This is a genomic window from Rossellomorea sp. SC111 (genome assembly GCF_024733565.1).
In the GTDB taxonomy this organism is placed as follows: Bacteria; Bacillota; Bacilli; order Bacillales; family Bacillaceae_B; genus Rossellomorea.
The window spans coordinates 35,437-56,120 of the sequence record NZ_JANIOC010000024.1; the positions used below are offsets into that span (position 1 = coordinate 35,437).

Annotated in this window: 23 protein-coding genes; 1 reads left to right on the forward strand and 22 read right to left on the reverse strand. The window is 42.3% G+C overall.

Annotation, left to right across the window (positions count from 1 at the left end):
• Positions 1-788 precede the first annotated feature (788 nt).
• The 12 genes from spoVG to metG all read right to left on the reverse strand — a co-directional run bounded on the left by spoVG (position 789) and on the right by metG (position 11,961).
• A complete protein-coding gene (gene spoVG, locus NQ095_RS21465; protein ID WP_121617924.1) occupies positions 789-1,082 on the reverse strand; it encodes a septation regulator SpoVG in 294 nt (97 codons plus the stop codon).
• 172 nt (positions 1,083-1,254) lie between these two features.
• Positions 1,255-1,629 carry a RidA family protein gene (locus NQ095_RS21470; RefSeq protein WP_258265399.1) on the reverse strand — a complete coding sequence of 125 codons (375 nt, stop codon included), beginning with the start codon at positions 1,627-1,629 and terminating at the stop codon, positions 1,255-1,257.
• A gap of 15 nt (positions 1,630-1,644) precedes the next feature.
• The gene (gene purR, locus NQ095_RS21475) at positions 1,645-2,481 is read right to left on the reverse strand and encodes a pur operon repressor (protein WP_229597142.1); all 837 of its coding nucleotides are present in this window, start codon (positions 2,479-2,481) and stop codon (positions 1,645-1,647) included.
• Positions 2,482-2,552: 71 nt separating this feature from the next.
• The gene (gene ispE, locus NQ095_RS21480) at positions 2,553-3,407 is read right to left on the reverse strand and encodes a 4-(cytidine 5'-diphospho)-2-C-methyl-D-erythritol kinase (protein WP_060674231.1); all 855 of its coding nucleotides are present in this window, start codon (positions 3,405-3,407) and stop codon (positions 2,553-2,555) included.
• Positions 3,408-3,638: 231 nt separating this feature from the next.
• On the reverse strand, positions 3,639-3,821 hold the full coding sequence (locus NQ095_RS21485) for an alpha/beta-type small acid-soluble spore protein (RefSeq protein ID WP_098438557.1): 183 nt from the start codon (positions 3,819-3,821) through the stop codon (positions 3,639-3,641).
• Between the two features lie 119 nt (positions 3,822-3,940).
• On the reverse strand, positions 3,941-4,210 hold the full coding sequence (gene veg / locus NQ095_RS21490) for a biofilm formation stimulator Veg (RefSeq protein WP_032085220.1): 270 nt from the start codon (positions 4,208-4,210) through the stop codon (positions 3,941-3,943).
• 551 nt (positions 4,211-4,761) lie between these two features.
• On the reverse strand, positions 4,762-5,655 hold the full coding sequence (gene yabG / locus NQ095_RS21495) for a sporulation peptidase YabG (RefSeq protein ID WP_034762956.1): 894 nt from the start codon (positions 5,653-5,655) through the stop codon (positions 4,762-4,764).
• Between the two features lie 224 nt (positions 5,656-5,879).
• Positions 5,880-6,758 (reverse strand): 16S rRNA (adenine(1518)-N(6)/adenine(1519)-N(6))-dimethyltransferase RsmA, encoded by an 879-nt coding sequence (rsmA, locus tag NQ095_RS21500; RefSeq protein ID WP_258265400.1) that lies wholly within the window; start codon positions 6,756-6,758, stop codon positions 5,880-5,882.
• Positions 6,751-7,311, reverse strand: a complete 561-nt coding sequence (gene rnmV / locus NQ095_RS21505) for a ribonuclease M5 (protein ID WP_098438561.1) — start codon at positions 7,309-7,311, stop codon at positions 6,751-6,753. Before rnmV ends, rsmA begins: the two co-directional genes overlap by 8 nt.
• A 118-nt stretch (positions 7,312-7,429) precedes the next feature.
• Positions 7,430-8,656, reverse strand: coding sequence for a G5 and 3D domain-containing protein (locus NQ095_RS21510; protein WP_258265401.1), 1,227 nt, complete (start codon positions 8,654-8,656; stop codon positions 7,430-7,432).
• A gap of 250 nt (positions 8,657-8,906) precedes the next feature.
• Complete coding sequence (locus tag NQ095_RS21515) at positions 8,907-9,674, reverse strand: TatD family hydrolase (RefSeq protein ID WP_258265402.1); 768 nt, start codon at positions 9,672-9,674, stop codon at positions 8,907-8,909.
• A 325-nt stretch (positions 9,675-9,999) separates the two neighbouring features.
• Positions 10,000-11,961: a methionine--tRNA ligase gene (metG, locus tag NQ095_RS21520; RefSeq protein ID WP_258265403.1), complete on the reverse strand. Its 1,962-nt coding sequence runs from the start codon at positions 11,959-11,961 to the stop codon at positions 10,000-10,002.
• A gap of 492 nt (positions 11,962-12,453) precedes the next feature.
• Here metG and NQ095_RS21525 point away from each other — a divergent pair, with 492 nt between their 5' ends.
• On the forward strand, positions 12,454-12,735 hold the full coding sequence (locus NQ095_RS21525) for a transition state genes transcriptional regulator AbrB (RefSeq protein ID WP_034762946.1): 282 nt from the start codon (positions 12,454-12,456) through the stop codon (positions 12,733-12,735).
• A 56-nt stretch (positions 12,736-12,791) separates the two neighbouring features.
• Here NQ095_RS21525 and rsmI read toward each other — a convergent pair whose 3' ends face one another.
• The 10 genes from rsmI to NQ095_RS21575 all read right to left on the reverse strand — a co-directional run bounded on the left by rsmI (position 12,792) and on the right by NQ095_RS21575 (position 20,145).
• Entirely contained in the window at positions 12,792-13,664 is an 873-nt protein-coding gene (gene rsmI, locus NQ095_RS21530) for a 16S rRNA (cytidine(1402)-2'-O)-methyltransferase (protein ID WP_258265404.1), read from the reverse strand.
• 20 nt (positions 13,665-13,684) lie between these two features.
• Entirely contained in the window at positions 13,685-14,443 is a 759-nt protein-coding gene (locus NQ095_RS21535) for a tRNA1(Val) (adenine(37)-N6)-methyltransferase (RefSeq protein ID WP_258265405.1), read from the reverse strand.
• 125 nt (positions 14,444-14,568) lie between these two features.
• Positions 14,569-14,943, reverse strand: coding sequence for a DNA replication initiation control protein YabA (gene yabA, locus NQ095_RS21540; protein WP_034762941.1), 375 nt, complete (start codon positions 14,941-14,943; stop codon positions 14,569-14,571).
• Positions 14,944-14,957: 14 nt separating this feature from the next.
• Entirely contained in the window at positions 14,958-15,785 is an 828-nt protein-coding gene (locus NQ095_RS21545) for a PSP1 domain-containing protein (protein WP_061810607.1), read from the reverse strand.
• 7 nt (positions 15,786-15,792) lie between these two features.
• Positions 15,793-16,776, reverse strand: a complete 984-nt coding sequence (gene holB, locus NQ095_RS21550; RefSeq protein ID WP_258265406.1) for a DNA polymerase III subunit delta' — start codon at positions 16,774-16,776, stop codon at positions 15,793-15,795.
• 17 nt (positions 16,777-16,793) lie between these two features.
• Positions 16,794-17,234, reverse strand: coding sequence for a YaaR family protein (locus NQ095_RS21555; protein WP_060674256.1), 441 nt, complete (start codon positions 17,232-17,234; stop codon positions 16,794-16,796).
• A 17-nt stretch (positions 17,235-17,251) separates the two neighbouring features.
• Positions 17,252-17,581, reverse strand: coding sequence for a cyclic-di-AMP receptor (locus NQ095_RS21560; protein WP_034762933.1), 330 nt, complete (start codon positions 17,579-17,581; stop codon positions 17,252-17,254).
• A 134-nt stretch (positions 17,582-17,715) separates the two neighbouring features.
• Entirely contained in the window at positions 17,716-18,348 is a 633-nt protein-coding gene (gene tmk, locus NQ095_RS21565) for a dTMP kinase (RefSeq protein ID WP_258265407.1), read from the reverse strand.
• Positions 18,349-18,363: 15 nt separating this feature from the next.
• A complete protein-coding gene (locus NQ095_RS21570) occupies positions 18,364-19,779 on the reverse strand; it encodes an aminotransferase class I/II-fold pyridoxal phosphate-dependent enzyme (RefSeq protein WP_258265408.1) in 1,416 nt (471 codons plus the stop codon).
• A gap of 165 nt (positions 19,780-19,944) precedes the next feature.
• Positions 19,945-20,145, reverse strand: coding sequence for a sigma factor G inhibitor Gin (locus NQ095_RS21575; protein ID WP_258265409.1), 201 nt, complete (start codon positions 20,143-20,145; stop codon positions 19,945-19,947).
• Between the last annotated feature and the right edge of the window lie 539 nt (positions 20,146-20,684).

A 20,684-nucleotide genomic window follows, 5' to 3' on the forward strand; every position in this document is an offset into this window, starting at 1 on the left:
CGACAAGCATAAGGCGAATCAACCGGAAAGGCGCCCTTTGCCTTTTTGGTTGATTTGACTTATGACCTCGAGGGACTAGCCGCCGGAGCTGGACATCACAGAAAAGCGGAGGCGGCTTGCTCAGAGGCGACAAGCATAAGACGAGTAACCCGGAAAGGCGTTCTTTGCCTTTTTGGGTTACTTGGCTTATGACCTCGAGCCTCTAGCCGCCAGAGCTGGACATATCCAAAAGCGGAGGCGGCTTGCTCAGGCCCGACAAGCATAAGGCGAATCAACCGGAAAGGCGCCCTTTGCCTTTTTGGTTGATTTGACTTATGACCTCGAGGGACTACCCGGCGGAGCTGGACATCACAGAAAAGCGGAAGGGGCTCGCACTGGGGCGACAAGCATAAGACGAGTAACCCGGAAAGGCGTTCTTTGCCTTTTTGGGTTACTTGGCTTATGACCTCGAGCCCCAAGCCCCTGGAGCTGGACATATCGAAAAGCGGAGGCGGCTTACTCAGGCCCGACAAGCATAAGCCAAGTAACCCGGAAAGGATTAAACTTATACCGTACTTCGGCCATCCTAATCCATTTCCCAATTCAAAACACCAGCTTTCCCAAAACCAAAACCCCTTGTCGAATTTTCTTTACCACAAAAAAACAAAAAATGTTTATTTAGAGGTTTCGCCATTCCATAAGCCTGGGTATACAAAAAACGTAAGAACCAACTTTTTTGAAAAAGGGGCTTTAAAAAAAAACAAAAAAAAGAGCCTTACAAAAGTAGGCTCTTGATGCTATAGATCCTATTAGGAAGCCCCAGCTTCTTCTAACTCAACTTCTTCAAGCTCTCCTAAACGATGGTACTCAACTAAAACGGCATCTTGGATCTTGCCGCGGGTACCCGAATTGATTGGATGAGCAATATCACGGAATTCCCCATCCGGAGTCCGCTTGCTTGGCATCGCTACAAATAAGCCATTATTCCCATCAATAACCCGAATGTCATGAACAACAAATTCATTATCCAGCGTAATAGATGCGATAGCTCTCATGCGACCGTCGGTGTTTACTCGGCGTAATCTTACGTCTGTTACTTCCATTCTGTTCACCACCTTTTTCCCTAGATGAAATCTACTCTATGTATTCAACGAATTATTTAGATATTCCTTCTTAAATTGTAAAATTTTTTGAAAAATTTTATTTTTCACATCTTTATTTCTATTTCGTTTGAACTATACTTCTTTTTGATACAAAAAAAAACACCCGTGAAGATTACTTCACGAGTGCGATTACTTCAATTTCAACCTGGGCATCTTTAGGTAACCTGGCTACTTCTACACAAGAACGGGCCGGCTTATGGTTGCTGAAATATTCCCCATACACTTCATTGATCGCCCCGAAATCATTCATATCCTTGATGAAGACCGTTGCTTTGACCACTGTTTCAAATGTTGCCCCGGCTTCCGTTAATACTGCCTGAAGATTGCGAAACACTTGATGTGTCTGTTCCGCTACATCCCCTTCAACCATTGAACCTTCAGCCGTTAATGGAATTTGTCCTGAACTGTAGAACAGATTATTTACGACGATACCTTGTGAATATGGACCAATTGCTGCTGGTGCTTCCTTAGTAGAAACTACACGCATAGTAGATGCCTCCCCTTATGGTAAAAATGTTAGATTCGATTGAAAATAATTTCCTTCCGTTAAGGAAATCTGTTTATCCTTTTCATTTACATCAGACAATTTCAACAATGAAACATAATCATCCACCAGACGACCGTCCATGCTATTGGATTCAACCAAAACCCCGATTCCCGACAAGGTGGCAGAAAACTCTTCCAACAGGTTTTTCATTCCATTGATGGTTCCGCCAGCCTTCATGAAATCATCGACAACCAATACTTTAGACCCTTCCTTCAAGCTCCTTTTAGAAAGAACCATGGATTGGATTCTCTTTGATGAACCGGACACATAATTGATGCTCACTGTCGATCCTTCGGTTACACGGCTGTCCCGTCTGACAATGACCACGGGAACATTCAAATATGAGGCAATCGCATTGGCAATCGGGATTCCCTTCGTTGCGACTGTCATAATGACATCAATATCTTTTTCAGCAAATGCAGACGCCAGTAATTTCCCGACACTCTTCATGAGCTGAGGATTACCAAGCAGGTCAGTCATATATAGGTACCCGCCCGGTAATAGACGATCGGAGCTTTCCAAGTGAACACAAAGCTCTTCAATCATAGCCTTCGCTTCCTGACTGTTTACCTTTGGTACATATTTCACTCCACCTGCTGCCCCGGGAACCGTTTGGACCGTACCGACACCCCGTCCTTCAAATGTTTCCTTTACAATCGTCAAGTCCTCACTGATGGAAGACTTGGCAGAACCGTACCGTTCAGAGAAAAAAGTCAAAGGAACAAGTTGGTGGGGCCGTTCTAATAAATAGTGCGTCATATCAATCAATCGTTCGCTGCGCTTAAACTTCACCAAAGAAACCTCCTAAATCCGAATATTATAAAGTAAATATATCATTAATATACGGATTTCGGCAAGAGCTCTTAATCTCCAAGCATGCGCACAGCGAAAACTTGATCACAAAACCCTCTTAAACCATTGTAGATTCGATGAAGTCTTGATTCATATTGCACCAATCCATATACCGTCGGGCCGCTTCCGCTCATCAGAACCGCATCGGCACCAAACCGTTCCATTTGATCTTTAATCTGAGATACTTCAGGATGCATATCCAATGTAACCGATTCGAGTACATTCCCGAGATTAGAGCAAATATCACGATAATTCCCATGTTCTAAAGCTGAAACCATTGCGTTGGTATCCGGATGTTGAATGTTTTTCAAATCCAGATTCTTATACACATCGGCTGTGGAAACGCCTATCGTCGGCTTTGCCAGGATCACCCAGCAGTTCGGCGGAGCAGGAAGATGTTTGATCTTCTCTCCTCTTCCCGACGCTAAAGCCGTCCCTCCATAAACACAGAAGGATACGTCCGATCCGATTTCTGCGCCAAGCTCTGCCAGTTCGTCCATACTAAGACCTAAATCCCATAAGCGATTCAGCCCTTTCAAGGTTGCGGCTGCATCACTGCTTCCCCCTGCCAACCCTGCCGCTACAGGAATCACTTTGTCGATGGAAATGGCTACACCCTTCTTGATGTTCAATTTCTCTTTCAACAGATGTGCAGCCTGATAGGCAAGGTTTCTTCCATCGTCCGGCACAAACCGATTGTGGGAAAGAATTTTGATCGTATCGTCTGAAAGATTCGTCAGCTCAATTCTATCCGCTAAATCGATTGTCGTCATAACCATCTCAACTTCATGGTAACCATCTGAACGTTTATGTAAAACATCAAGTGATAGGTTAATCTTTGCCGGCGCCTTTACTAATAACCTCATTTCATCACCTTCTTACCAATACTCTTTGTTATATTGTATCATACACTTATTATAGAGAGTGTTAACTTCTAAACATACTCATACAAGTAAGTTATTTTATCACGTAAAGTACTGATAGGAAAGATAGTGTTGCCTCTTATAAACAAAGGCCGCCTAAAAAGTATGACACTTTTTAGGCGGCCCTTTGTATATGGTACTGACAAAAGATGTAATCCATATGTGTAAAAAAAGTTAGTGTGGATGATGTTCGGACAGCTGCCGGCTTGCGCGTTCAACTGCACGCTTTACCATATTCCCCGCGTCCCGGGAGGTGATCCCGCCCCAGCCATCCTTCTGAACAACGTCATAGAATCCTAATTCCTGAGCGATTTCCTCTTTTAATTGATCAGACATGATCCCTCTTCTTCTACTCATTGTCTACCTCCTTTAGATGCACCACATCGTTAGTATGTGTACATAAGGGGTAAAAAATGTTGAGAGATCCTATGTAAAACATGTATTTTTAAGCAAATAAAAAAGCAGCAAACAATTGTCTACTGCTGGCTAAAGATGATATTTCCTGTTGCTTCATCATAAAATGTTAATTGAACTGTCTCAGTGAGAACATCTGCATAGCTGTAAGAAACTCGTTCGAACGCATTCTCTTCTTGATCCAGTTGAACCACGAATACAGAAGGATACGTTTCGGCTAGAACACCTGAACGCTCAATTGTTTTTCGACGTCCACCGTTTGCTTTAAGCATTAAACGTTTCCCCAGATTAGAATCAAGGGATCTTTTAATGTCGGCTAATGTTTTTGGCATTTCGCTTCCACCTCACTGTTATTAAATATAACACATTATGTAATTTTAGTCAAATAAATTTATTATTTTAACAAGAATCATGAACAACTGTCAATATATTTTATTCAACAAAAAGTACGTTTTTTCTACAACCCTAACATTCCCCAAAGGTTGAAAAATTATGTAAACACTAAAAGCGGAGGCGGCTTGCTCAGGCCCGACAAGCATAAGATGAATGGGCTGAGAAGGCGCTCTTTGCCTTCTTGGACCATTTAGCTTATGACCTCGAGGGACTAGCCGCCGGAGCTGGATAACACTAAAAGCGGAAGGGCTTTGCCCAGAGGCGACAAGCATAAGACGAGCCTGCCGGAAAGGCGTTCTTTGCCTTTTTGGCAGGGTTGGCTTATGACCTCGAGCCTCTAGCCGCCGGAGCTGGATAACAATAAAAGTGGAGGCGGCTTGATCTGGCCCGACAAGGATAAAAACCACCACCCAACCAGTATATGTCACCTCAAAAGGAAATAGACCCTACAATTAATTGTAAGGTCTTAGAAGGTTTTGTCGAACCTTCCCTATTCTTCTTCTGTTATCTTGTAAGGCATTCCTGTACGAAGAACACCTTTCGTCTCGATTCCACCCAATCCTTTGTCTCCTGTCAATGTATTGCGGATGACATCCCAGACATTCACCGAATCTTTAAATCCGGTGAAACAGATCTTTGCCACGATATAAACGGGATCCAGGGCATGGATATTGACTCTCGAAGGGGAACTCGCAAAGTTGGCACCTGCATGGATCAGGGATTCAAAGTGGGATTGACAAGCGCCGGCAAAGATCACAAGCTGATCCAGGTGGGGGGATTTACTGCGGGCCTCTCTTACTGCCTGAACAAAATACTTCGAATGGCGGTAAGCATTGATATCAGCCTTGGCCCCTTTCGACTTGGAGTATGCATCGTGACCTGTCAGTACAATAATATTCGGTCTATATTTATCGATAAGGGACCCGATTTGGTTAGGCATCTCTGTTTCGCTGCAGTGGACGCCTTTTACCGGGACACCAATTTTCTCATAAAGATCTAGGCATTTCCTTAAATAGCTGGGATCTCCATCAAGATGAAGCACTTTCCCTGGAACTTGGAAATAGTTGTAATCGTCTCGATAAGCGTTTGTTACCCTGTATTCCTGCTTATACTTGAGAAGCTCTATATCCTGGCGGAACAGGTCCAGGGATTGTTCTTCTTTCGAACGAAACTCCTGTGTGATGCGGTCCTGTTCTCTAGGGTCCATCTTCTTCAAATCATGAAAAGGAGCATCCGCTATTAATCGAAAGTCTTCACCATACAGCACTGCCGTTTTATGACCATCTATCATGCGGATATCTATTACCCTGAATAAAATATCACATCGATATGAAAGGCGACCTACGACATCATTGATTTCGATATTCACATCAGTCACTCCCATGGGCTAAACATTCGTTGATAAAACAAAATAGGAAATCAACAAGCCGAGGAGGGTCAGTATCTGCCCTTCTCCAGCCTTTCCTTATCATCCTTTAAGTAAATATTCCCTGTGATAACCTATGCATCTCCGGAATGTTCGGTGTCAACAAAATGGGAATCGATTATTCAGTTTGCATATACAAAAAAGGCTAAACGCGCTTTCACGTTTAGCCATCCATCCTTGCTTTATTTGAAATTCGGGTACAGCTCATCGCTTAATCGGCCGAATTCTTGTATAGTCAGTGTCTCTCCCCGGCGGGCAGGTTCGATGCCTGCTGCAGATAAAGCATCCAGGATCAACTCTTTCTTTTCTTTCCCTTGAGGCAGCTGACTCGTTAAGTTATTCAAGATCGTCTTCCTTCTTTGAGCGAATGACGAACGTGTAACGGTAAAAAAGAAGTCTTCACTGATGACGTCTACAGGAGGCTTCTCACGCTTCGTTAGACGGATGACGGCAGAGTCTACATTCGGCTGGGGCATAAAGACCGTTTTCGGGACAGTCATGACCATCTCAGCCTCTGTATAATACTGAATGGCAATGGACAGTGATCCATATGCCTTTGTCCCCGGCTGAGCCGAAATACGATCCCCTACTTCCTTCTGAAGCATGACGCATATTCCCCTGATCGGGAGACGCTCCATCAATAATTTCAGGATGATGGGTGTAGTGACGTAATACGGAAGATTGGCTACCACCATAATATCGTCGAACCCTTCAAATTCTTCGTTTATGATCGCTTCAACATCCGCCTCCAGGATATCTTCATTTATTATCTTCACATTATCATAAGGAGACAGGGTGTCACCGAGAATCGGGATCAGCCGCTGATCGATTTCAAAAGCTACGACCTTTCCTGAAGTACGGGCAAGGTGTTCAGTCAGCGCTCCGATTCCAGGTCCGACTTCGATGGCGGCCGTTTTCTCGGACAGCCCCGCATATTCCGTTATGTTCCTTAAAATATTGGGATCAATTAAGAAATTTTGGCCAAGGCTTTTCTTAAACGAAAAGCCGTACTTTGTAAGGATTTCCTTCGTTCGTATCGGGGTTGCAATATCTTTATGCATGTTCTTCCTCCTGAATGATTTCCATTAACGCTTTTTTGAACTCTTCTTTTTGAATATTAAACATCCGTAATCGTTTCTGCAGTTGTTTTCCATTAGTGTATCCGATTCTAAGCTTCTCACCAAGGGCTATTCTCCTGTCTTTTGACTGAGGGCTTCCAATTAAACCGGCATCGATCAAATCTTCCTTTGAAATGATTTCTGCCTGATCGACATCCAACAAATGAGCTTCCTTCAAGGACTCCCTTATAACGTCTGGGCTTGCATGTTCGACACCTATCCCCCTGCCTGATTTCGGCAGCGCGTCTTTCTTATGTACAAAGGCATGCTTGCATCCGGGCACCGCTTCACTCACAATCTTTCGAATTCGCTCTCCCGGATAGTCGGGATCCGTAAATATGATAACGCCCCTTTTTTCCTGGGCGTGCTTGATTTTCTCTATAGTAGCGGGAGACACCGCAGAACCATTCGTTTCGATCGTATCTGCATTGACGGCACGCTGAATGGCTACCGTATCATCCTTCCCTTCCACTACAATGATTTCTTTTATTTTCATAATTCCTCCAAAAAAGTTGAAACATTTTTGCATTTCAATTCGTCTAATAAATGAAGACCTAAAGCTATTATAACGGTTTTAACTCAGAAATAAAAAAAAGCAGGAAAACACCCTGCTCTTAGTTCAATATTTTCACTTTGATGGTTTTTCTTCCCCAACGATAAGCGTCTGATTTGGATGAGAAGAATACATCGATCTTATTCCCTTTGATCGCTCCGCCTGTATCTGCCGCAACAGCATATCCATAGCCTTCCACATAGACCTTTGAACCTAAAGGAATAACGGAAGGATCGACTGCGATCACTTTTACATTGGGATTCGATTTTAGATTGATGCCTGTAGCCGTATGGCCGGAGCAACCATTACAAGAAGCTGTGTACGCAGTAGAACTGACATAGAATTCCCGTCCACCACTAGGAGCGGCTGACACTTCTGCACTGGATGATGATCGTCCACGTGAAACCTGGGCCACTAAAACCTTTGTTCCGACATTCACGATTTTATCCTGACTTTCTTCCACGACTTTTTCACTCACTAATTTTCTGGAAACCTCTTTGCCATTCTCTTTTACGATTTCATATTTCTTTTCAACTTTTCCGTTTTTGCCTTCTTGAACGACTTTCTCTTTCCCTTTTGAAAGGTCGGAGTCCTTCTTTGAAACAACGGTGAAATTCTTTGTCTCTTCCACTACATCGGTGACTTTTTCAACTCGAACGACATTTACGACATCATTTGCTTTAACAACTTTGTCTAAACTTGGTTCAACACGGTCTGAATCTTTTAGTGTAATTCCTTGTTGCTTTAAAAAGTCAGCGACCGTAGTCGAAGTAGACCATACCTTTTGCTCTTTTCCACCGTTTACAAGCTTGAGTGAAAATGCGGTATCAATCTTTACATTCATGTTCCCTGTTACTTTTTCTGATAAGCCGGGTTGGACCTTATCATGCTCTCCTACCTGAATTTCATTTTCAGAGAGTAACTCTTTTACTGTTTCAGCAGTCGTCCAGATTTTTTTCTCCTGGCCACCTACTGCTATCCCTACCTGTTTTGCCGGTTCCCAAACAATATTCATGTTATTTGAAACCTTCGTATTCCCCGAGGGGTACAAATAGTCTTCTGAGCGGGGTGAAATCTCTAATTCTTTTAATATATCTTGAATCGTGTTTGCATGCGTCCTAATCTCTTTTTGCTCGCCGTCTAAGGTCAATGCTACAGTGTTCTTGGATCCTTCATAAAAAAGAATTCCGAATACAGCTGCCGATGTTACGATAGTTCCGATTGTAACAATCCATTTCCTTCGACTCAAAGACTTGGAAAACAGGCTTTTCATGGCTTTAAAGTTCATGAAAAACGCCTCCTTTTCTCGGAGTGATTATATAGAGTTATCCAGTGACTGTCAACCCTTACTTCTTCTAACCTAATCTAGCAAAATATTGCAACCCAGGGAACACAAAACATATTATGCAGAAAACGCAAGAAAAAGAAAAGAGAGAGTTATCGACACGTTTATCCTATGAAACAGTATTCCTATGTAGAACTTTATGTTTTGATTTACTATTTGGACAAGCTCTCTCAAATCTCGACAATATCTGATGTCAATTTATGTTGAATAATTTCATTGCATTTTCTGTTGTAATCTTCTCTACTTCCTCTATAGACACTTCTTTCAGTTCAGCGATTTGTTCCGCTACAAGCTTCACGTAAGCCGGTTCATTTCTCTTCCCTCTATATGGATGAGGGGCCAGATAAGGACAATCGGTTTCAATCAGAAGCTTCTCAAGTGGGATTTCTTTTGCCACATCTTTTGGTTTCTTGGCATTCTTAAACGTTACTGGACCTCCAAGGGAAATATAGAAATTCATTTCTACACATTCTTGAGCGATTTCAGGACTTCCACTGAAGCAGTGCATGATCCCTCCGACTTCCTCCGCCCCTTCTTCCCTGAGAATATCCACTATATCCTGTGTGGCTTCACGGTTGTGTATCACGATCGGGAGTTTTACTTTCTTAGCTAGTTGAATCTGTTTTCGGAATACTTCTTTCTGAACATCCTTGGGGGATTTATCCCAATGATAGTCAAGTCCCATTTCCCCTATCGCCACTACTTTAGGGTGTTGTGAAAGTTCTTCTATCCAAGCTAAATCCTCATCATTCATATCAATTGCATCCACTGGATGCCATCCGATTGCGGCATATAGAAAATCATATTGACCAATGAGTTCCATGGCCCGATTAATGGTCGGACGGTCAAAGCCGACAACCACCATTTTTCCGACTCCAGCTTCTCTTGCCCTTGACAATACCTCCTCCAGATCTTCTTCAAATTGTTCAGCATTCAAATGAACATGTGTATCAAATAGCATATAAGACACTCCTTGTAATAAAGATAAGTTTAATATAAAAACGCATGACAAGCATCTCAGTCATGTAACATTCATATTACATATTATGGTTTCTTTGGATATTTTTTATTTACGGCGTTCAAATTACAGTCACACTTCATTTTATCCATTTTAGTGTCAGAACCAAAATCATCTGTTTATCGCTCTTTTTAAATTATATTAAAATAGTTTATAATGAAGGAAATTACCTAATTATTAAGATTACACCCGAATATTCGATATACTTATATAATAAAGGGATGTTCCACGTGGAACATCCCTTTATTGTTATATCACAAAGAATCATTTATTTAACTTTTGTTCCATTTGGTAAGGACTGATCGATGGAAGCAAGAGACAGGGTTCCATTTTCTTCTCCGGCAAGGATCATTCCTTGGGAAAGTTCCCCACGAAGTTTTACCGGCTTCAAGTTTGTTACACAGATCACTTTTTTGCCAACGAGTTCGTCAGGCTGATAGAATTTCGCAATCCCTGATACAACTTGACGTTTCTCAAAACCGAGATCCAATTGCAGCTTTAGAAGCTTATCGGCTTTTTTCACCGGTTCTGCTCCAAGTACTTCAGCTACGCGAAGCTCGACTTTCATGAAATCATCAATACCGATTTCCTCTGAGGATTCCGGTGCAGAAACTTCCTTCTTTTCTTCCTCAACAGGGGCAGATCCCTGCATTTTTTCTTTAATAAAGGCAACCTCTTCCTGTAGTTCAAGGCGCGGGAAGATAGGTTCCCCTTTTTTGACTACTTCTGTGCCCGCAGGGATTGCTCCGAAACGCTCAAGGCTTTCCCATGTGTGCATCTTTTCAGCATGTAGATTCAGTTGCTCAAAGATCTTATTAGGTGTTCTTGTCAAGAAAGGCTGTAATAGGACTGCCACTCTTCTCAACGATTCAGCCAAGTGACTCATCACACTGCCAAGCTGTTCTTTCTTGCTTTCATCTTTTGCAAGGGCCCATGGCTGGGTTTCATCAATGTACTTATTCGTACGGCTGATCAACTGCCATAGACTGGATAGCGCAACTGAAAACTCCATGTTTTCCATGGCTTCTTCATATTTCTTTACCGTTTCATTATTCATATCCAGGAGTGCTTGATCAAATTCTCCTTTGGAATCAACATAAGTTGGAATGACTCCATCGAAGTATTTATTGATCATGGCCACAGTACGATTTAATAAATTACCTAAATCATTGGCCAGGTCAAAATTGATTCTTTCTACAAATCCTTCCGGTGTAAAGACACCGTCAGATCCAAATGGCACTTCTCTTAACAAATAGTAGCGCAGAGAATCAAGACCGTATCGGTCAATAAGGGTAACGGGATCCACGACATTCCCTTTGGATTTGGACATTTTCCCGTCTTTCATCAGAAGCCATCCGTGGGCGAAGACCTTCTTGGGAAGCGGAAGATCTAAAGCCATCAGCATGATCGGCCAGTAAATCGTATGGAAACGGACAATTTCTTTTCCCACCAGATGGACATCGGCAGGCCAATATTTCAAATAGTTTGCATCATGTTCGCTGCCATATCCTAAAGCCGTGATGTAGTTAGAAAGAGCATCGATCCATACATAGATGACGTGCTTCGGATCTCCAGGTACTTTCACTCCCCAGTCAAAGGTCGTACGGGAAACAGCCAGGTCTTCCAAACCGGGTTTAATGAAGTTATTCACCATCTCGTTTTTCCGGGATTCGGGTTGAATGAACTCGGGATTCTCCTCATAATAAGCAAGAAGGCGATCGACATATTTACTCATCTTGAAAAAATACGACTCTTCCTTTACTTTTTCAACCGGGCGACCGCAATCCGGACAATTTCCGTTTTCTAATTGTCTTTCCGTAAAGAAGGACTCACATGGCGTGCAGTACCATCCTTCATACTGATCCAAATAAATATCGCCCTGCTGGACAAGCTGATTGAAGATTTTTTCCACGATATCCTTATGGCGCTTTTCCGTCGTCCGGATAAAGTCATCGTAGGAAATATCTAATTTCTCCCATAAGTCTTTAATGCCGCTTACAATACCGTCAACATATGCCTGAGGTGTGATTCCTTCTTCCTCGGCTTTTCTTTGGATCTTCTGTCCATGTTCGTCCGTCCCTGTAAGGTACATGACATCGAATCCACGCATTCTCTTGTAACGGGCCATGGCATCACCGGCAACCGTGGTGTATGCATGTCCAATATGTAAATTTCCACTCGGATAATAAATCGGCGTTGTAATATAGAAGGTGTTCAACTTTTCTTCCACTTCCTGTTCCTCCTCATTTTTCACTTACCCCCATAAAGCCAAATCAGACTCCGTATGGTTTATAGTGGTAGGTCTGTTATATGCATCCATTCTTTATCTTACCTATCATCTTAACCTCTTATCTCATCAAAATATACCTAAAATAAAGGGTTTCTGCAACTAATCAATGTTGATTTTAAGTTTTGTCGAAATAGATATTGAAATCTGTCGAATTTTGTCGAACCAATACCGTTGATAAAGAAAATTCGACATTATCATTTTTCATTACTTTCATTACAATAATATTCAATTGGTAATACATTTTTTTACAACAAAGCGTAAAGCTTATTATAACAAGTCTCAATCATCCATTTATTATTAATAATTTACAGATTTAATTATTGACGTGATTCATAATCGTTGGTATGATAGTATCAGTTAATGAAATTTGTCGAATATTGACGAAACAGATAGAGATAAGATAAATAATATTTATTTGGAGGAGATTCTCAAATGAAGTCTACAGGTATTGTAAGAAAAGTTGATGAACTGGGCCGTGTCGTTATCCCAATCGAATTACGTCGTACATTAGGTATCGCTGAGAAAGATGCTTTGGAAATTTATGTGGATGACGAAAGAATCATCTTGAAGAAATATAAGCCAAGCATGACTTGCCAAATCACTGGTGAAGTTTCTGATGACAACATCAAACTTGCAAATGGTAAATTAGTTCTTAGCCGTGAGGGTGCAGATCAGTTACTTAAAGAAATCCAGGAATCTTTACAATCAAAATAATTCATTGCTATATGACAGGCCTGAGTCCATTCGACTCAGGCCTTTTTGTTTTGCGGTTATTCCACGTGATAAGCCTGGTACACTTCCCGTTTAGGGAGGGACCTCTCTTTAGAGACTTGTTTGATGGCTTCCTTTGATGACATGCTTTCTTCATCAACGTAATGCTGGACATGATCCTGCAAGGAGTAGCTGCTCCACCAAGTGTCTTCTTCCTCTTTTTCTTGCGGGCCTGCCCCTTCGATTAATAAACAGAATTCACCCCGCACTTCTCCTTCATCCGCCCATTCGATCACTTCCTCGATCGTACCGCGGATGAACTCCTCGAACTTCTTCGTGAGCTCTCGGCAGATGACGATTTGTCTATTTCCTAAAGCAGCATATAGTTCTTTTAATGTTTCTTTTAATCTGTGGGGTGATTCGTAAAGGATAAATGTATCTTCCAACGATTTTAGTGCTTCAAGTTCAGCTCTTTTGTCTTTTTTGCCTCTATGTAAAAAACCATAGAAATAAAATGGCTGAGGCGCTAAACCTGAGGCGATGAGAGCCGTCAGAGCGGCATTCGCCCCGGGCAATGGAATGACGGCAATGCTTTGTTCGATTGCTTCTTTCACCAGTTCATAACCAGGATCTGAAATCGAAGGCATTCCTGCATCACTTACAAGGGCAACGAGCTCACCCCTTTCCATTCGTTCAATCAGCTTCTTGCCGCTTGTTTCCTTATTATGCTCATGGTAACTAATGATAGGCGTGTCAATTTCAAAGTAATTGCATAGCTTTTTCGTATTCCTTGTATCTTCGGCTGCAATCACTGACGCCTCCTTCATCATACGAATGGCACGAAACGTCATATCTTCCAAATTCCCTATTGGTGTAGGAACAAGATATAAGCTTCCTCTGTCACTATCTTGAAAACTTTTTTGCTGATTCATTGTAAAGCTCACCTCCTGTATCACGTTTGGCTATTTTCATTATATCCAAATAGCATATCATGTACTTCTTTAGAGTACTCATTCTTTTCATCGTACACATATAATGGCGGAAGGATCTTTAGGTCTGGTTTCCCATCTTTTATTCCTTCTATTAATATGGTGTTGGCTTCTCTTCCAGGCTTTGGATAAACAAAGCGCAGCCGTTTTGGCTCAAGACGATGCTTCCTCATCAATGACAGGATGTCCATCAAGCGACCCGGACGATGAACAAAGGAAGCCTTTCCCCCCTGCTTCAACAGGTAGCTTGAAGCTTTGATGGTATCCTCAAGGGTACATAATATTTCGTGACGGGCAATCGCATAGTGCTCGTTCACATTTCGTTTATCTCCTGGCGGCGTATTGAAGTAGGGAGGATTGCATGTTACCACATCATAGTGAGAATGATGGAGGAGTTGGTCAATCTCCCTTACATCCCCCATTTTCATTGTTATCTGATGTTGACGGTCATTGTACTCGACGCTCCGCAGTGCCATATCAAACAACCGTTCCTGAATTTCCACACCTGTTATGTGGACATTGGTTCTTGCACTAATCAAAAGGGGAATGATGCCGTTCCCTGAACATAAATCAACGACTTTCCCCTTGTGAATCGGTAAATAGCTGAAGTGGGCCAAAAGGACCGCATCTGTTGAAAAAGAGAACACGGAAGGACTTTGAATGATTCTCATGTTTTCAGCTAATAGATAATCTAAACGCTCATCTTCTTTTAACTCGACCATAGGTTTCCTCCCACTTTTCTTCTATTATATGTTGTTACCGGTATAATCACTAAAAAGGACCAATCCCACTACATATGGATCAGTCCTTTTTAATCTGTATTCTATTCAGAAGAATGAAGTGTCCTTTATTTCTTGTTTAGGAAAGAAAGGCAGAATAAGCAGTCTTCATCCTTCCGGGGACTTCCGAAATGAATGTTACAAATATGAAATCCTTCCTGGTATAGTCGAGCAAGGTTGTCATAGCCTTCTCCGATATCCAGTGTTTTATCTTCTAAGTCTGACTCACTCGTCGTACCCGCATCGCTGTTTGTTTGTACCTTTTTTGGTGAGTTCTCTGTTTGTTCCAGTCTACGGCGCAAATGTTCATTTTCTAACTTTAGAGAATTATTTTCCTCTAACATTTCAGCTAGGCATTGTTTGAGCTCACCTAATTGATGATATAAGTCACCAATTTGTTGTTCCATGTTACTGACTGAATCAAAGAACTCTTTCTTATCCACGACACTACACCCCGTTACTCTGTGGCTTGGAATGATACGGCACCTTCGTTCATAATTTCATCTAATGTGAATTCCAGAACCCGCTCTTCTTCTTTGATTTCGACCTGAAGAATACGTTCCAGAATATTAAGACCTACCACTTTACCTTTTCCATGAGGTGTCTTAATCACTTCTCCGATATCAGGTAATTCTTCTTTCGCTGCTTCATACTCGTCATTCTCGTATTTCAGACAGCACATTAAACGTCCGCATAAACCTGAAATCTTCGTGGGATTAAGGGATAGATTTTGATCCTTCGCCATTTTGATGGACACAGGTTCAAAATCCCCTAAAAAGGTTGAACAACACAGCATACGGCCACAAGGACCTATACCACCAAGCATTTTTGCTTCGTCTCGAACGCCAATCTGACGAAGTTCAATGCGCGTACGGAAAATGGAGGCCAGATCTTTCACCAGCTCCCGGAAATCAACACGTCCATCAGCCGTAAAATAGAATATGACTTTATTACGATCGAATGTATATTCGACATCCACCAGTTTCATATCCAATTGATGCTGATTAATTTTATCACAACATACATTATAGGCTTCCGTTGCAGACGACTTGTTTTCGTCAACGATCAATCGATCTTTTTGATCGGCGATCCGAATCACTTTTTTCAACGGAAGAACTACATCATTTTCTCCGACTTGCTTTCTCTCTACGACTACTTTACCAAATTCGACTCCGCGGACCGTTTCAACGATTACATAACAATCTTTTTGAATGTCCAATTCACCCGGATCGAAATAATAGATTTTACCCGCTTTTTTAAAGCGAACTCCTACAACATCGTACAAAGGACCATCACCCCTGCAGTTTTAGCATAAGCTGTTCTACTAGCAGCTGCGAATTCATATTGGCGTTTAATTTGCGTTTTGCTTCAAGGATCACCGTCATATTAGTAGAAAGACGATTGGTTGATACCTGAAGTGCGTTGGATTTCCAGTTTTCCTTTTGGTCCGGGTACACGAGCTGCTCTTCTTTTCCTAACTGGATATGAAGTAAGTCTTTATATATCAGAAGTAAAAGATCCAATGCTCGATCGACTTGATCTTTTTCTTTGAAGTGCTGTACAAAATCCTCCTGTATTTTGACCATTGCTTGGAAGGGACTTTTCTGGAGGACTTCATATAATTTTAACACTATTATTCTTGCTTGTGCAAACCACTCATTTTGACATATTTCTACAGCTTCCTCATAATGGTTCGTCAAGTTGGCTGCAAGAGTTGCAAAGTGAGGGGGGATCCCCTCTTCCAATAACTGTTTTGTCAGCTGTTCTTTCGGTAACGGCTTAAATGAAACGGTCTGGCATCTGGAGAGAATGGTTGGCAAAATCCGATGAATATTTTCTGTGATGAGAATCGCGGTTGTATCCGCTAACGGCTCTTCAAGAAACTTTAATAGGCTGTTAGCAGCATTCGCCGTCATTTTATCTCCGTGAACGATGATGTAGATCTTCTTCTTGGATTCTACACCTGTTTTCGAAAATTCTTCTTGCAGACTTTTTATCTGATCCTTCTTGATAGATAGACCATCAGGCTCCACCAGATGCAGATCCGGGTGATTCCCGTGATTGATCCGTTTGCAGTTGGAGCAGTCTTCACAGGGCTTTCCATCTACCCGGTTCAGGCATAATAATGCTTTGGCAAACAGGATGCTCATTTCTTTCTTTCGTGTCCCTTTTTCACCCTCGAATAAATAAGCATGAGCGACACGATCCTTCAATATACTATTCTTCAGCATCTGAAGGACGACTGGCTGAAATGGTTGTATCTCTTCAAACAACATGTCCTAACATCACTCTCTTACATATAAAGATTAATAAGCAGTCCCTTAATTTCTCCGATTTTCCCTAATATATCAATGGACTTCTTTTCTTTATCCAATACATCTTCCGTTAATCCGACAAGATGCTGATCCACCGTTTCGACGATATTCAGCTTTCGTCCCTCACCATATTGATTCCAAGTATGGGACTGCTTCAGGTCCATTCCGAAGTCGACTGCTTCCCGTACAAACTTCTTGACCAATGTTTTATACTTGGCCAGATCTTTGAATGTCCTTGACTGAGCTAAACGGGTGCCGGCATCCTCTATAGTGCCAAGAAGCTTATTGAGCTGGTCCATCTGCATTTTCTGATCATGTTTCTGAACCAGTTGACCGAACTTAACTTGGCCGGTACCGCCAGTTCTCTGATCTTTCGCCACGCTATCTAAGGACACACGGTGGTCCTGATTAATTTTCATAGTCATCCAACCTCACTTTAAAACTGATGGAACTGTTCTACAGGGAGAACGAATACCGTTGCCCCGCCTACGGCCACTTCTACTGGATAAGGCACATAGGAATCTGCATTTCCACCCATAGGGGACACCGGAGCTACCATCTGATCACGTGACTGACAGTTTTCTTTAATGACCTGCAATGCTTTCTCCACACGAATATCTTCTGTACCAATAATGAATGTCGTATTGCCGGATTTCAAAAACCCGCCGGTACTCGCTAATTTTGTCGAACGAAAATTGTGTTCCATCAGGGCATTAGACAAACGATTGCTATCCTTATCCTGTACAACTGCCATAATTACCTTCATGAATGAATTCCTCCGTTATAAAGCCATTTACTTCCTTCTATTATATCATTGAACAGACTTCAATGCTTCATCTAAAAAAGAGACGGATGACCGAGCAACGAATTTTGCCCGGTTGTCCGTCTCTCCTATTCGCCTCACGTATTTAAATAAGCCGTCACGATTTCATATGCATGAGTAAATACCGCTTCCTTACTCCTGCTGGCATCGATGACTTGAATGCGATCCGGATATTGTTTGATTAACTTCTGATACCCTTCACGGACGCGGGTATGAAATTCAACCGACTCGAGATCCAATCGATTCACTTCTCTGCCATTATGCTTCGCAATCCTCTTTAACCCCTCTTCGGGATCAATGTCAAAATACAATGTGAGATCCGGCATCTTATCTTCAATCGCAAATTGATTGATATCCATTACTTCTTCCATCCCGATTCCACGGGCATTCCCCTGATAGGCAAGGGAGCTGTCAATAAACCGATCACAAATCACGATTTTGCCTTTTTCTAGGGCCGGAATCACTTTCTCCACCAGATGCTGACGTCTCGCAGCTGCATATAACAGCGCTTCCGTCCGCTTGTCCATCTCCGTGTTCCTTGTATCTAAAATGACTTCCCTGATCTGCTCAGCTATGGAAATGCCACCAGGCTCCCTCGTCTGGATTACATCCTGGCCGTCCTTCAGCAGTTGTTGATATAACTCTGATAATATCGTTGATTTCCCGGCTCCCTCGGGGCCTTCAACGGTAATGAACATTCCTCTTGTCATCTATTTCCCTCCGCTTTATCGATACACATACACACAGTGGTCAGCCAATCGGTGATGTCCCTGTATGTTAGCCTTATTCACTATATATTCATTCAACCTCCGGATTACATCAGCAGTGATCCGTTCACCCGGCACCAACAACGGAATGCCCGGTGGGTAAGGTGTCACCATCCCTGCGGAAACTTCTCCTTCTGCATCATCCAGGGAGATCAGTGCTTCTACTTTCCCGTCCATTTCCTCCAAGCTTAATGCCAGGGTAGAAAAAGGGGTTGTCCTTCTCGAGGTGCTTATCCCCTCCATAGGAATGACTTCCACCATAGGCTCATTCTCAAGAGCCTTATTTATCCTGCCGATCGCTTCTGTATACGGAAAAGAAAGACCCTTCTTTACTAAAGGAAGAATCAACAGTACCTGATTCGGATCAGCAAGCTCCGGGTAGACACCTACAGACTCTAACAGCTCCTGGAGTGCATAGCCCGTTCGTCCTTCAAGCCTCATGATAAGTTTTAATGGATCATCTGCCTGTTGAACAATGAGCTGAGGATGGATCCGTTCAATCCCGTTTATGAGTTCACGAATGCCCTCAAGTGTTTGATCCAAGTCCTCTTTTATGAACGTCCCGACATAGGACCTCGCATAATCAAGGGATGCCATAATCGGATAGGAAGGACTACTTGATTGTAGCATAGTTAAATATTCTTTTACCTTATGCGCATCGACCCGTTTACTCCCAATATGTAAATACGATCCCATCGTCATGGCCGGGAGCATCTTATGAGCAGAATGAACGACCATATCTGCCCCATACTCCATGGCAGATTCGGGAAAAGGTGAACCCAGGGTGAAATGGGCACCGTGAGCCTCATCAATGATACAGATGACCTCATGCTTATGACATTCATCTATGATTTCTTTAAGATTGTATGTATACCCATAATAAGTCGGATACGTGAGTACACATGCTTTCACTTGTGGGAATGCCTTCATTGCTTCCTTGACAGCATCCAGTCGTATCCCAAGGGCCGTTCCCGCGTCATCCCACTCTGTTTCTATAAAAACCGGAACCGCCTTCGCAAGCCTGATTCCGTTCAGCACCGATTTATGACAATTCCGTTGAACAAACACTATATTACCGGTTTCACAGGAAGCAAGAATCGCTGCAATATTTCCTACCGTACTTCCGTTCACCAGAAAATGACTCTCCAAAGACCCATATACATCCCCAAGCAATTTCTCAGCTTCCCGAATCGCCTCATGGGAATCATGCAAATCATCCAAACCACTTAATTCTGTAAGATCCCCTTGATAAAAGGGATGATCCCCCACCAATAAACCATTCTTATGCCCTGGCACATGAAATGAAATAGGATGTATGGACCTATGCCTCTCGATTGCCTCAATCAGCGGGGTTCTTGTATGATTTCGCCTCATTCAATTTATCTCCTTAAAGTAAATATCCAATCATATCGTATCATAACCACCCGCTACAATGCTTCAGGGAATTCAAATCTTACTTGTATAGCGGTGAGTCAATGAAACTCATAAAACACCGGACTCTGACAGCAAAAAAAAATCATAACCATGTATACCTTCTGGTTATGAGTAGATTTGAGGAGTATTCACTTTTTTCAACCTTTGTATGAACGTCTTATACAGAGGATCATTCGTTTCTGTGTGAACCATTTCCTTCTCACATTCTGTGCAGATAAACGATGTGTATAGATGGATTCCAACCTTCTTCTCAACGTGACAAACGATGCACTCTTCCAAAGCCGCCTTACGTTCCTGATTTACCATAGGGCCCTCCACCTCCATACAATCTATTCTGCCTCAAAACCGCCAATTGTATACATAATTTTAAACATTTCAACTGACAGAATAATCAAGTGTACTTTAATCTTATGTTGCCGTTATCAAGTCTGTGTATGTCTCTATAAAAAAGATTGTGAAAAGATGTTGGTATATCTTTAGTGTGCATTTGTAGAGTTATAGAATGGGAGAAACGGAGGCAATGAATAGTGGCTGCGTATAAATTGAATGGGCTCGCTGGGTCGGGATTGCGTCGTTTTTCATTTTATTGCGTCATTTTTTCTTTTATTGCGTTTATTACCAAATAATACCTTAAAAATTTCCTCTGCACATCCACTTGTACAATCAAAACTAAAAAAAAGAGCAACCCCTAAGAGCTACTCTTTTCCTATTTGCCTGGCGACGTCCTACTCTCACAGGGGGAGCCCCAACTACCATCGGCACTGAAGACTGCGGCCAGTGATGAGCGGCGAATCTCTTCGTCCGCTTCACTCGTTCAGATCCTCGTGTGGAAACCACACTCCGGT